The organism is Limimaricola hongkongensis DSM 17492, assembly GCF_000600975.2.
Taxonomy (GTDB): Bacteria; Pseudomonadota; Alphaproteobacteria; order Rhodobacterales; family Rhodobacteraceae; genus Limimaricola; species Limimaricola hongkongensis.
Map to the genome: position 1 here is coordinate 60705 of NZ_KK088648.1, position 12297 is coordinate 73001.

The 12297-nt window shown below is 69.7% G+C and carries 13 protein-coding genes, 1 tRNA gene and 1 pseudogene; all 15 read right to left on the reverse strand.

Going from position 1 to position 12297, the window contains the following annotated elements:
• Window positions 1–16 precede the first annotated feature (16 nt).
• Window positions 17–379, reverse strand: coding sequence for a YigZ family protein (locus LOKHON_RS01120; protein ID WP_017929340.1), 363 nt, complete (start codon window positions 377–379; stop codon window positions 17–19).
• Window positions 380–480: 101 nt separating this feature from the next.
• On the reverse strand, window positions 481–1188 hold the full coding sequence (locus LOKHON_RS01125) for a Crp/Fnr family transcriptional regulator (protein ID WP_033315644.1): 708 nt from the start codon (window positions 1186–1188) through the stop codon (window positions 481–483).
• A gap of 99 nt (window positions 1189–1287) precedes the next feature.
• The gene (locus tag LOKHON_RS01130; protein ID WP_017929342.1) at window positions 1288–2046 is read right to left on the reverse strand and encodes a methyltransferase domain-containing protein; all 759 of its coding nucleotides are present in this window, start codon (window positions 2044–2046) and stop codon (window positions 1288–1290) included.
• A gap of 71 nt (window positions 2047–2117) precedes the next feature.
• Window positions 2118–2657: pseudogene (locus tag LOKHON_RS01135) on the reverse strand (pimeloyl-ACP methyl esterase BioG family protein); the annotation flags it as partial.
• A 4-nt stretch (window positions 2658–2661) separates the two neighbouring features.
• Window positions 2662–3945 carry an adenosylmethionine--8-amino-7-oxononanoate transaminase gene (gene bioA / locus LOKHON_RS01140; protein WP_017929344.1) on the reverse strand — a complete coding sequence of 428 codons (1284 nt, stop codon included), beginning with the start codon at window positions 3943–3945 and terminating at the stop codon, window positions 2662–2664.
• Window positions 3942–4571, reverse strand: coding sequence for a dethiobiotin synthase (gene bioD / locus LOKHON_RS01145; RefSeq protein ID WP_017929345.1), 630 nt, complete (start codon window positions 4569–4571; stop codon window positions 3942–3944). Before bioD ends, bioA begins: the two co-directional genes overlap by 4 nt.
• Complete coding sequence (locus LOKHON_RS01150) at window positions 4568–5587, reverse strand: aminotransferase class I/II-fold pyridoxal phosphate-dependent enzyme (RefSeq protein ID WP_245631416.1); 1020 nt, start codon at window positions 5585–5587, stop codon at window positions 4568–4570. The genes bioD and LOKHON_RS01150 overlap by 4 nt, the downstream gene beginning before the upstream one ends.
• 135 nt (window positions 5588–5722) lie before the next feature.
• Window positions 5723–6700 (reverse strand): biotin synthase BioB, encoded by a 978-nt coding sequence (bioB, locus tag LOKHON_RS01155; RefSeq protein ID WP_017929347.1) that lies wholly within the window; start codon window positions 6698–6700, stop codon window positions 5723–5725.
• Between the two features lie 34 nt (window positions 6701–6734).
• Complete coding sequence (locus tag LOKHON_RS01160) at window positions 6735–7664, reverse strand: DMT family transporter (protein WP_245631414.1); 930 nt, start codon at window positions 7662–7664, stop codon at window positions 6735–6737.
• A 137-nt stretch (window positions 7665–7801) separates the two neighbouring features.
• A tRNA-Arg gene (locus tag LOKHON_RS01165) sits at window positions 7802–7878 on the reverse strand.
• A gap of 74 nt (window positions 7879–7952) precedes the next feature.
• Window positions 7953–9173 (reverse strand): cysteine desulfurase, encoded by a 1221-nt coding sequence (locus LOKHON_RS01170; RefSeq protein WP_017929349.1) that lies wholly within the window; start codon window positions 9171–9173, stop codon window positions 7953–7955.
• Entirely contained in the window at window positions 9166–9750 is a 585-nt protein-coding gene (locus LOKHON_RS01175) for a YIP1 family protein (protein WP_162561745.1), read from the reverse strand. Before LOKHON_RS01175 ends, LOKHON_RS01170 begins: the two co-directional genes overlap by 8 nt.
• Before the next feature lie 16 nt (window positions 9751–9766).
• On the reverse strand, window positions 9767–10231 hold the full coding sequence (locus tag LOKHON_RS01180; RefSeq protein WP_342670082.1) for a hypothetical protein: 465 nt from the start codon (window positions 10229–10231) through the stop codon (window positions 9767–9769).
• A 22-nt stretch (window positions 10232–10253) separates the two neighbouring features.
• On the reverse strand, window positions 10254–11537 hold the full coding sequence (sufD, locus tag LOKHON_RS01185; RefSeq protein ID WP_017929352.1) for a Fe-S cluster assembly protein SufD: 1284 nt from the start codon (window positions 11535–11537) through the stop codon (window positions 10254–10256).
• Window positions 11537–12292: a Fe-S cluster assembly ATPase SufC gene (sufC, locus tag LOKHON_RS01190; protein WP_017929353.1), complete on the reverse strand. Its 756-nt coding sequence runs from the start codon at window positions 12290–12292 to the stop codon at window positions 11537–11539. The genes sufD and sufC overlap by 1 nt, the downstream gene beginning before the upstream one ends.
• Between the last annotated feature and the right edge of the window lie 5 nt (window positions 12293–12297).

Genomic DNA, 12297 nt, shown 5'->3' on the forward strand with positions numbered 1-12297 from the left:
GAAGGGCGCGGACAGGTCAGGGCGCGCCCGTGCCTGACTGTTCGAGATAGATCCGCACCGCTTCCTGCACGTGGCGAAACCGGTCGCCGCCCAGATGCTTGCCGCCATACCAGCGGGTCACGACGACGAGGTGGTCGTGAAGCCCTTCGCGCTCCAGCATGCGCAGGATCACCATGCCCGCGCCGCTTTCGCCGTCATCGTTCTTGACCGGCCCGTCGCTGGCCAGAAGCCCCCAGCTGTTATGCGTCGCCTTGGCGAATTTCTTGCGCCGCTGCAGCGCCTTCACCAGCGCCTTGGCCTCGGCCTCCGAGCCGCAGGCCGCGCCGGAGACGGCGTATTTGGACCCCCGGTCGCTGATGATGTTCTCGATGACGCGCATGGTTCCGGCCTAGTATGGGGGCATGGCGACGATCAAGCGGTTTTCGGGCCGGATCTGGCGCCCGGCCCATGCACCCGGACCCGTGCGCCTGCGCCCGTGGCCTAGCAGCGCAGCGGGATGCCAAGCAGCCGTTCGTAATGCGCTTCGGGCGCGCCGTAGAACCCCTCCGCCAGCGCCACGAGACCTGCGCGGTCGCGGATCACGACGCGGCCGCGCTGCGACCGGATCAGGTGGTCGCCTTCGAGCTTGTGCAGCGCCACCGTCACGCCGGACCGGCGCACCCCCAGCATCAGCGCGAGAAATTCGTGGGTGAGATCGAGGGTGTCCTGACCGGTCCGGTCCTGGCACATCAGCAGCCACCGCGCGAGCCGGATCTCGATCACCGCCTTGCCATAGGCCAGCGCGCTGTGGGTGAGCTGGATCAGCATCGACTGCATGTAGCGCAGGCTGCGATCGCGCAGCGGCGCCTCGCGCAGCGCCTCGCGGAACGACGCGGCGTCCACGCGCCAGCCCCGCCCGCCGATCTGCATCATCATGTCATGCACGCTCTCGTCGCCGCCGAGCACGAGCATGTGCCCCGACATGCCCTCGCAGCCGACGAGACCGGCCTCGACCGATTGCCCGCCGGGGCCGCGCGCCACCACTGACAGGATGCCCGACGAAGGAAAGATCACGTGCTCGATCTTCTGTCCCATGCGTTCGACATAGGTGCCTTGCGGCAACTCCACCGGTTCGAGCGCACCGGATTGTCGCAGCGGATGCGATGCGTCGCACTTTTCGAGCAGCAGGTTGCCCTGCCCTAGGATCATTCTTTCGATGGTCTCGCTCCACACATTGCGCATCGGCTGCGCCGCGCAACTTTACCAGCCTTGGCGGTGCCGCACAATTTTTCCCGGCAGACGCGCAACTTAAGGTGTGCGCCGCGCGACAAGATGCACGCAATCATAGCTCAGCCCGAGCCGCCCGTCCGGCAGCGCATGCGCCGCGCGCCAGCGCGTCTCGGCCCGGCGCAGCGCCGCCCGGCCCCAGCCCGCGCGCGCATTGCCGGTGACGCCGGTGGCTCGCAGGTGGCGCAGAAGCTGCGGCAGATCGTCAAAGCCCAGCACCTCGCGCCGACGCTCGATCGCCCGAAGCTCCAGCCCGGCGGGCAGCAGGCCGGGCCAATCCTCGGGATCGGCGTAAAACAGCGGCGCGGGGGCCGCGAGCGTCGAGATTTCGCGAAAATGACCGCGCCCGAACCCGCCGAGCAGCAACCGCCCCCCCGGCGCCAGATGCGCCGAAAGCCGCGCCAGAAGCGCCGCCGGGTCGGCGATCCACTGGATCGTGGCGCCCGACGCGATGAGGTCATAGGCCCCGCCGAGCTGCAGGTCCTCGACCGGGCCGGGCCGAAACCCCGCCCGCAGATCGGGCGGCAGATGCGCCGCCGCCTCCGGCAGCAGGTCGTTGGCGTCGTAGCCCGCGATGTCGAAGCGCGCCCGCAACCGGCGCGTCAAAAGCCCGGTGCCGCAGCCGAATTCGAACACGCGCCCGATCCGCGGCCCCGCCCCGTCCTGCGCCAGCATCTCGGCCAGCCGCCCGGCGCTCGCGGCCTGCACCGACGCGGCGTCGTGATAGCTCGGCAGGCCGCGCCGGAAGGCGCGCGCCACGCGCTCATGCGTCGCATTCACGCCAGCACCTCGTCCCAGCCCGCCCATGCGCCGAACGGGCAATGCGGCGCGTCGATCTCGCGCGGCGCGCGCTCCGCGAAGACGCGGCGCAGATTGGCGGCGGGAAAGACATGGTCGCGCGTGGCGATCACCGCCGCGTCCCAATCCACCGCGGGCGCGGGGCCGCGCGCGGCCACCGCGTCAAGCTCATGGCAGAGCGCAGCGATATCGGGCGCGGTCACGCGCGGCGCCCCGGCCCGGTCGAGAAAGGCGTCGAGCGTGGCCGGGTCGAGCCGGTCGCGGGTGCGCGCGAAGATGGCGGGCGGGATACCGAGACGGCGATCCACCGGCACCGGGCTGCCGCAGATCGCCACGCGCCGGTCGAAGATGTCCTCGCGCCCCGCCTGCCAATGCGCATAGGCGGCCACGCCAAAGGACCACGCCACGAGGCTGCGCCGCCCGTATCCCGCAAGCGGCGGCAGGTCGGCGCCGAGATCGTCCCAGCCCTCGACGAACAGCACGTCGCGATCGGCGCGCAGATGCGCCAGCGGCGCGGCGCCCGCGGCCCAGCCGCCGAAGACGACGACCACCTCGGGCGCCGGTCCCGGCCCGCTGAGCCAGCGCCAGCGCATCGGTCTAGAGCACGCCCGCGAGACGGATCATCGCGGCGCTGACCTTGCTGACCTCGTCGGGGGTCAGGATGAAGGGCGGCATGGCATAGATGTTGCGGCCGAACGGGCGCAGCCAGACGCCGGTTTCGCGCGAGATCGGGTGCGCCCGGTCGGCGCTGACCTCGTGATCCATCTCGATCACCGCGATGGCCCCCAACACCCGCACATCCGCGACGCCGGGCATGTCGCGCGCGGGCGCAAGCTCGCTTCGCATCTGCGCCGCGATCGCCTCCACCCGCTCGCGCCACGTCCCGTCGGCCAGAAGATCGAGGCTGGCGCAGGCGGCGGCGCAGGCCAGCGGATTGCCCATGAAGGTCGGCCCATGCATGAACAGACCCGGCTCGCCCTCGCCGATCCGGCGCGCCACGGCGCCCGAGGCCATGACCGCGGCAAAGGACATATGCCCGCCGGTCAGCGCCTTGCCCAGGCACATGATGTCGGGCGCCACCCCGGCGAGATCGGCGGCGAACAGCTCTCCGGTGCGACCGAACCCGGTGGCGATCTCGTCGAAGATCAGCAGGATGCCCATCTCGTCGCACAGTCTGCGCGCCCGGCGCAGGTATTCGGGGTGGTAAAAGCGCATGCCCCCCGCGCCCTGCACCACCGGTTCGAGGATCAGCCCGGCGATCTGGTCGCCATGCTCGTGCAAGAGCCGCGACAGCGCCGCCGTGCCGTTGGCCTCGTCATCCTCGGGCCAGTCCTGCCCGAGCGCCACGGGCGGGCGCGGCGCGAAATACTGGACGTTGAGCGCGCCTTCGAACAGATGATGCATCCCGTTGACCGGGTCGCAGACGCTCATCGCCTTCCACGTGTCGCCGTGATAGCCGCCGCGCGGCGTGGCAAAGCGGGTGCGGCCCGGATTGCCCGCGGCCAGCTGGTGCTGCACCGCCATCTTCATCGCCACCTCGACCGCGACCGAACCGCTGTCGCAGTAGAACACATGCTGCAGCCGCTCGGGCGTCATCGCCACCAGCCTGCGGCCCAGCTCCACCGCCGGGGCATGGGTCAGCCCGCCGAACATCACATGCGGCAGCCTGTCGATCTGGGCATGCATCGCGGCGGTGATGGCGGGGTTGCGGTGGCCGTGAATCGTGCACCACCACGACGACATCGCGTCGATCATCCGCGTGCCGTCGTCGAGCGTGATCCACGCGCCCTCGGCGCTGTCGACCATGTAGGTCGGCCCCTGCGCCATGACGTTGGTATAGGGATGCCACAGGTGGTCGCGGTCGAATGCGGCGTCGGTCATGCGGCCTCCATCGCGGCGCGGATCGCCGCAAGGTCCAGCGCATCGCCCGCGGCGCGCAGCGTGTCGGGCGTCAGCGGGTCGAGCCGGTCGAGCCGGCCCAGATGCGCCACGCCGCCCATCTCGATGATGGTTCTTTCGACCCGCGGCGCGGCCTCGCCCGAAAAGATCACCCCCGCCACCGGCACGCCCGCCGCGCGCAGCGCCGCGAGCGACAGCAGAGAATGGTTGATCGTGCCGAGCGCCGTGCGCGCCACGAGCACCACCGGCGCGCCCCAGCGAGCAAAGAGGTCGAGAAAGGTCGTCTCGTCGTCCAATGGCACCATCAGGCCGCCCGCCCCTTCGACCACCAGCGGGCCGGAAATTTCGGGCAGCTTGAGTGTCTCGGGATCGATCCGCACGCCCTCGGCCTCGGCCGAGATATGCGGGCTCGCGGGCAGGCTCAGACGCACCGCCTCGGGCAGCACCTCGGCGCCCGACAGACGCGCGACGATGTCGCTGTCGGTCTCCTCCTCAAGTCCCGACTGCACCGGCTTCCAGTAGCGCGCGCCGAGCAGCTGGACGAGTGCCGCGGAGACGATGGTCTTGCCGATGCCGGTATCGGTGCCGGTGACGATGATCGGCCTCATGCTGCGGCCTTTCGAAGATCGGCGAGATCCGCGAACAGCGCGTCGATCTCGGCCGGTGTGACATTGGGGGTGATCGAAACGCGCAGCCGCGCCGTGCCGCGCGGCACGGTGGGCGGGCGGATCGCGCGCACGTCGTGGCCGCGCGCCTGCAGGGCGGTGGCCAGCGCCACGGCCCCGGCATCCTCGCCGACGATCACCGGCAGGATCTGGGTGCTGAAATCGCCAAGACCCGCGCGCCGCGCGGCGTCATGGGCGTGGCGGATGTTGTCCCACGCCGCCGCGCGCAGCTCGGGCCGCGCCGCCATCAGCGTCAGGCTGGCGCGCACCACCGCCGCGTCGAGCGGCGCGGGCGCGGTCGAAAAGACGAAGTTGCGCGCCCGGTTGACCAGCGTGTCGATCAGCACCGGATCGGCGCAGACCAACCCGCCCGCAGAGCCGAGCGCCTTGCCGCAGGTGTGCAGCGTCACGAGATCGACCGACGGGTCGAGCCCATGTGCCCGGCCCTGCCCGCGCGCGCCATAAAGCCCGGTCGCATGCGCCTCGTCGACCACGAGCACCGCGCCGTCCTCGGCCGCCACGGCGGCCAGATCGTCGAGCGGCGCAAGGTCGCCCTCCATCGAGTAGAGGCTCTCGCAGGCGATCCAGACCCGGCCCGTGCCGCCCGCCTCGCGCCAGCGTTTCAGCGCGTCGCGCGCGGCATCGGCGTCGTTATGGGCAAAGCCCAGCGTCTCGGCCCGCCCAAGCCGCATCCCGTCATGCGCGCTGGCATGGACCAGTTCGTCATGCAGCACCAGGTCGCCCTGCATCGGCAGGCCCGAGAAGATCGCCACGTTGCCCGGAAACCCCGCGCCCATGTAAAGCGCGGCGGGCGCGTCGAAGAACGCCGCCGCCTCGGCCTCCAGGGCGATGTGCTCGGCGTCGTTGCCGCGCAACAGCCGCGATCCGCCCGATCCCGTGGCCACGCCCCGGTCGAGCGCTGCGCGCGCGGCGTCGCGCAGTAGCTCGGCGCCCGCCAGTCCGAGATAGTCGTTCGAGGAAAAATCCCCGCCCCGCGCGGGGCATCAGCGCCCGCCTGCGCCCCCGCGCGCCGAGCGCGTCGAGCGCCTCGGCGTGGCGCGGGAAGCCGGGGCGGCCCCGTGAGGCCGCCGCGCTCATCTTGCCCCGGTCTCGCCGAGCTCCATCGGCTCCAGCCCGAGCCGCCCGAACAACACGCTGTCGCGGTCCTCGCCGGGGTTCTCGGCGGTGAGCAGCACGTCGCCCGAGAAGATCGAGTTGGCACCGGCAAAGAAGCACAGCGCCTGCGTTTCCTCGCTCATGGAGGTGCGGCCCGCCGACAGGCGCAGATGCGCTTTCGGCATCAACACGCGGGCCAGGGCGATCACCCGCACGAAATCGATCCCGTCGACCGGCTCGGCATCGGCGAGCGGCGTGTCGGGCATCGGCATCAGCTGGTTGATCGGCACGCTGTCGGGATGCTCTTCGAGATTGGCGAGCGCCAGGAGCATGTCGATCCGGTCCATCTCCGTCTCGCCCATCCCGAGGATGCCGCCCGAGCAGACCTTGATCCCGGCCTCGCGCACGCGGTTGAGCGTGTCGATCCGGTCGGCGAAGGTGCGGGTGGTGATGACCTCGGGATAGTACCGCTCGGAGGTGTCGATGTTGTGGTTGTAGTAGTCGAGCCCCGCGCCCTTGAGCCGGATCACCTGGTCGTCCTCGAGCATGCCCAGCGTCATGCAGGTCTCCATGCCCATGGCGCGCACGCCTTCGACCATGGCGACGAGCTGGTCCATGTCGCGCTCTTTCGGCGACCGCCACGCGGCGCCCATGCAGAACCGGGTGGAGCCCTGCTCCTTGGCGCGGCGCGCCTCCGAGAGCACGCGCTCGACCTCGATCAGCTTGGAGGCCGGCAGATGCGAGCCGTTGCGCGCCGACTGGCTGCAATAGGCGCAATCCTCGGCGCAGCCGCCGGTCTTGATGTTGGAAAGCCGGCTGCGCTGGACCTTGTTGGGGTCGAAATGCTGCCGGTGCACGGTCTGGGCCTGGAACAGCAGGTCGTTGAACGGCTGGTCGAAGATCGCCTGCGCCTCGGCGCGGGTCCAGTCGTGGCGGATGGGGCTGGCGTCGGTCAAGGCAGGTCCCGCTTCTTGAAAGTGTTGCTGACTTCTAGGCCGCCGGGGGCGACGGGTCAAACGGGTTCGGGTTCAGCATGGCTGCGCGGCGGCGGGACGCGCGGGCACCAGCGCCACGACCACGAGCCCGGCCAGCACCAGAAGCGCCCCCGCCAGGCGCGGCACCGTCACCGGCTCGCCCACCACGGTCACCGCCAGCAGCCAGGCCGTCACCGGTTCGGCCAGCGCCAGCGTCACGGCGGTCGAGGCGGCAAGCCGGGCCAGCCCCCCAGGTATAGAGCGCGTAGGACAGCGCCGTCGCACCGATCCCGAGGAACGCCATCGCCGCCCAGCTTTCCGCCCCCGACAGCCAGACCGGTGGCGCCAGCAGCAGCACCGGCAACGTCAGCAGCGCGCCAAGTCCGAAGGTGGCCGCCGCCAGCGCCAGCGGCGGCGCGCGATGGCCCAGCCGCGAGGTGACGAGCGAATAGGTCGCGTAGCAGGCTCCCGCCCCGGCCGCCAGCGCCACGCCGAGCGCCGAGCCCTGCGCGCCGCCGCCCGCCAGCGCCAGCAGCACCACCCCGGCGACCGAGACGACCTGCCCCGCGCCGCGCCACCGGTCGGGCCAGAGCCGCTGCGCCGCGATTTCCCATGCCGTGGTCCAGAGCGGCGCGCTGCCGATCGCCACCGCGGTGCCGATTCCGACACCCGCGATCTCGACCGCGCGGAAAAACAAAAGATTGTACCCGGCCACCGCAACGCCTGCCAGCGCCAGCCCCGCCCAAGGCAGGCCGCGCAGCGCCCGACGGCTCGGCCCATGCGCGAGCGCCATCGCCAGCAGCGCCAGCGCGCCGAAGGACAGCCGCAGCGCGCCGACCGCCAGCGGATCGCGCGCCGCCGGCAGCAGCGCCTGCACCGTTCCGGTCGTTCCCCACAGCATGGCCGCCGTCACGGCGGCCATGATCCCCGCAAATCTCGTCGTCACCACCCGCCCCGCGCCGCCGTTCACGAACGATCTGGCGCATGGCGAAGGCTGGGGTCAAGGCCGCCGCATACGGCACAGGCGACCCCGGTCGCCAGCGCGCAGGCGCAGCGTCGAAGATGTGCATATCATTGGTGAAATGGCGCACCCGAGAGGATTCGAACCTCTGGCCTCTGCCTTCGGAGGGCAGCGCTCTATCCAGCTGAGCTACGGGTGCCGATGAAGGCTCGATAGGCGAAAGCGCGGGCGGGCGCAACGGCTTTTCGCGCCCGCCCCCGCGTCAATCTCGCGTCAGGCGAACAACTCGTGGCACAGCTCCAGCGCCTCGACCAGCCGATCGACCTCGGCTTCGGTGTTGTAAAGCCCGAACGAGGCCCGGCAGGTCGCGCCAAGACCCAGATGCTGCATCAGCGGCATCGCGCAATGCGTGCCCGCGCGCACCGCGATGCCCTTCTTGTCGAGCACGGTGGAAATGTCATGCGCATGCGCCCCGCCTTCGAGGGTGAGCGAAAATATCGCGCCTTTTCCTTCCGACTGCCCCTGAATGTTGAGCCAGTTCAGCCCCTTGAACCGGTCGATCGCGTGATCGCGCAGGCGGCGCTCATGCGCGGCGATGGCCTCCATCCCGAGATCCATCATCCAGTCGAGCGCCACGCCCATGCCGATGGTCGACACGATCGATGGCGTGCCCGCCTCGAACTTCATCGGGGCGGCGTTGTAGGTGACGGTGTCGCGCGTGACCTGATCGATCATGTCGCCGCCGCCCATGAAGGGGCGCATCTCCTCCATCCGCTCGCGCGCGACATAGATCGCGCCCGCCCCCGAGGGGCCATAGAGCTTGTGGCCGGTGATCGCGTAGAAATCGCAGCCGATATCGGCGACGTCGACCGGCTGGTGCACCGCCGCCTGGCTGCCATCGACCAGCACCGGCACGCCTTTTGCACGCGCGCCCGCGCAGATCGCCTTCACGTCGACCACGGTGCCGAGCACGTTCGACATGTGGGTGACGGCGACGAGCCTGGTCTTCGGCCCGATCGCGTCGATCACCGCCTGCGGGTCGAGATCGCCATTGGCGTCCGTCTCGACCCATTTGATCACCACGCCCTGCCGTTCGCGCAGGAAATGCCACGGCACGATGTTGGCGTGGTGCTCCATGATCGACAGCACGATCTCGTCGCCCGGCTCCATGCGCGGCATGGCCCAGCCATGGGCGACCATGTTGATGCCCTCGGTGGTGCCGGTGTTGAGGATGATCTCATTTTGCGAGGGCGCGCCCAGAAACCGGCGCACCACGTCGCGCGTGCCCTCGTAGCGTTCGGTCGAGATGGTCGAAAGCGTGTGCAAGCCCCGGTGGACGTTGGAATATTCCTCGGCATAGCCGCGGGTGATCGCGTCGATCACCACCTGCGGTTTCTGCGCCGAGGCGCCGTTGTCGAGATAGACCAGCGGCGCCTTGCCGATCTTGCGCGACAGGATCGGGAACTGGGCCCGGATCTCATCGACGTCATACATTGGACAATCCTCCCTGGACGGTCAGCCCGGTGAGCGCCAGCACCAGCGCAAGGCCGGTGCCGATGGCGAGAAAGGCGAGAAACAGCGCCACGACGGCGCGGCCGATGCCGGAAAAGCCGTGCAGGGTCTGGATGAACCGCGCAAGGCACCAGAACAGCCAGACCAGGCCGGCCAGGCCCACGAGCCCCGCCAGCGGCGGCAGCACGAGGATCAGCACGCCCTGCACCAGCCGCAGCGCCATGGCCAGCACTTCGAGCCAGACGACGAGCGCGAGCGCCTGCCCGAACCGGCCCGCGCCGCCCAGGACCCGCCCCGCCGCCGTCATGCCGCCCGCGAGCAGCACCAGCGACACCCCGAGCAGCCCGGCATAGACGAAGGGCGTGAGCCCGAAGCCCGTGGCGGCGCCCTCCATCGGCATCATCGGCATCGCGCCCTGGATCAGCGCCGTGAGCACCACGCTGACGCAGGTGACGAGCACGAGCCCCTGCCAGGCCGCGGCAGTGCCGGGAAAGGTCGCGAGCAGCCGTGCCGCCGCATCGCCGGGCGCGCGCAGGCTGAGCCGCAGCAAATCGGTCATATAGCTCCACATGACCTCAGCTCCGACGCGCGATGACGGCGCGCAGACCCTGCGCCCAGAACAGCAAAAACGCCGCGATCCAGACCGCGCCGACGAGGTTCGTGGCCGCGCCCGGCCCGTTCAGCCCGGCCTGCAGCCCGTAGAGCAGCCCCGCCGGCGTCGCCGCGAGAAACGCCCAGAACAGCGCAAGCCGCGCGTCGAAGGCCGTGACACCGCGCCGGAACAGGCGGATCACCAGCCAGCTCAGACCGGCGATGATGTAGAAGAACAGCGGCCAGACAAAGATCCAGGCCAGCAGGTCATAGGTCATGAGACGGGTCAGATCGGCCCCCGTCTCATGCGCCACCCGCACCAGCCGCGGCCACTGCGCCACGAAGATCAGGCCGCAGGCCGCGAAAAGCCAGACCAGCGCCCGGTCTTCGCGCCGCCCCTGATCGGCCAGTTCGGCCACGACCCGGCGCGGGCCGCGCCAGGTCCTCATGATGTCCGAGGACACCGCCATCTCAGCGGCGCCGCTCGAGCCAGCCCGCGAGCTGCTCGCGCAGCGTCTCGGCAAGACCCTCATCCTCGATCTCGGCCAGCGCCTCGGCGACGAAGGCCAGAACCAGAAGATCCTGCGCCTTGTCCTCGGGGATGCCGCGCGACTTCAGATAGAACAGCGCCGTCTCGTCGATCGCGCCCGAGGTCGAGCCGTGCGAGCACTGCACGTCGTCGGCGTAGATCTCGAGCTCCGGCTTGGCGAGGAAATTGGCGTCCTCGTCCAGCAGCAGCGACTGGCTGATCTGGTAGCCATCGGTCTTCTGCGCGTCGGGCTGCACGAGGATCTTGCCCTGGAACACGCCGGTGGCGCCGTTGCGCAGCACCTTCTTGAACACCTGGCGGCTTTCGCAGTTCACCGCGTCATGGGTGACGAAGACCGTGTCGTCATGGTGGAAATCGCGCCCGTCGCCAAGCGCCGCCCCCGCCACATGCGCCACCGCGTCGCCGCCCTTGAGCGTGATCACGACCTCGTTGCGGGTCATCATGCCGTTGAGCGAGAGCGTGAAGCTCTTGAAGGTGCTTTCCTGCCCCAGACGCGCGAAGGCATGCGTGGCGGCGCGGCGCTCGTGGTCGCGGCCCTGCATGCGCACGTGGTGGAACGCGCCATTGTCGGCGATGTCCACTTCCATGCCGGTGTTGAGCCGCGCGGCCCCCACGCCGCTTTCCAGAAGCGTCAGCTCGGCGCCGTCCTCGATCCGCACCATGTGGCGCAGCACGGCTTCGGCCTGCTCGCCCGCGCGGCGATACTCGACATGCACCGGTCTGGCGACCTTGCCGGTCGCGCGCAGCACGAGGCCGTCTTCGGCAAAGGCGGTGTTGAACGTCGCCAGCGGACGGTCGACCCGGTCCTGCCCTGCCGTCTCAAGAACGCCGAGCAAGCCTTTGACCCAATGGATATCCTTGGTCACGGCATCGGCGAAACGCTCGATCTCAAGCGCCTCTTGCGACAGGTCGTCGGAGGCCGCCTCGTCGAACACGCCATCGGTAAAGACGACGCGCAGCGCTTGCGTGTCCTCAAAGCCCGGCGCATCGAGCGCGATCTCGGCACGCGGCGTCTCGGGTGCGAGGAACTCGGCGGGGTTGGTAAAGCGCCAGTATTCGTCGCGGCGATAGGGCAACCCCATGCCGGTCAGCCGCTCCAGCGCATCGTTGCGCGCCGCGCGCGCCCAGCCCGCGCCACCCTCGGGGATCTGCATCCCCGACAGGCGCGCCTCGGTGGCGTCGATTTTCGCTTTGGGAAGCGCCATTACTGCACCTCGTCCATCAGATCGGCATAGCCGTTCTTCTCAACCTCGAGCGCCAGCTCGGGCCCGCCCGATTTCACGATGCGGCCATTGGCCATGATGTGCACGACGTCGGGCACGATGTGGTCGAGAAGACGCTGGTAGTGGGTGATCACGAGGAACGACCGGCCTTCGCTGCGCAGCGCGTTGACGCCGTCGGAGACGAGCTTCATCGCGTCCACGTCAAGACCGCTATCGGTTTCGTCGAGGATGCACATCTTCGGCTCGAGCACCGCCATCTGCAGGATTTCGTTGCGCTTCTTCTCGCCGCCCGAAAAGCCGACATTGACCGGACGCTTGAGCATCTCGGCGTCGATCTTCAGGTCCTTGGCCTTTTCGCGCACCAGCTTGAGGAACTCGGCCGCCGAGACCTCGTCCTCGCCGCGCGCCTTGCGCTGCGCGTTGTACGACGTGCGCAGGAAGGTCATGTTGCCGACGCCGGGGATCTCCACCGGGTATTGGAACGCAAGGAACAGGCCGGCGGCGGCGCGCTCCTCGGGCTCCATGTCCAGAAGGTCGACGCCTTCGAGCGAGGCCGACCCGCCGGTGACCTCATAGCCGTCGCGGCCCGACAGCACGTAGGACAGCGTCGACTTGCCCGAGCCGTTCGGCCCCATGATCGCATGCACCTGACCCGCGCCGACCTCGAGGTCGACGCCTTTCAGGATCTGCTTGTCTTCTTCTTCAAGTTTGACCTTCAGGTCACTGATCTTGAGCATATTTT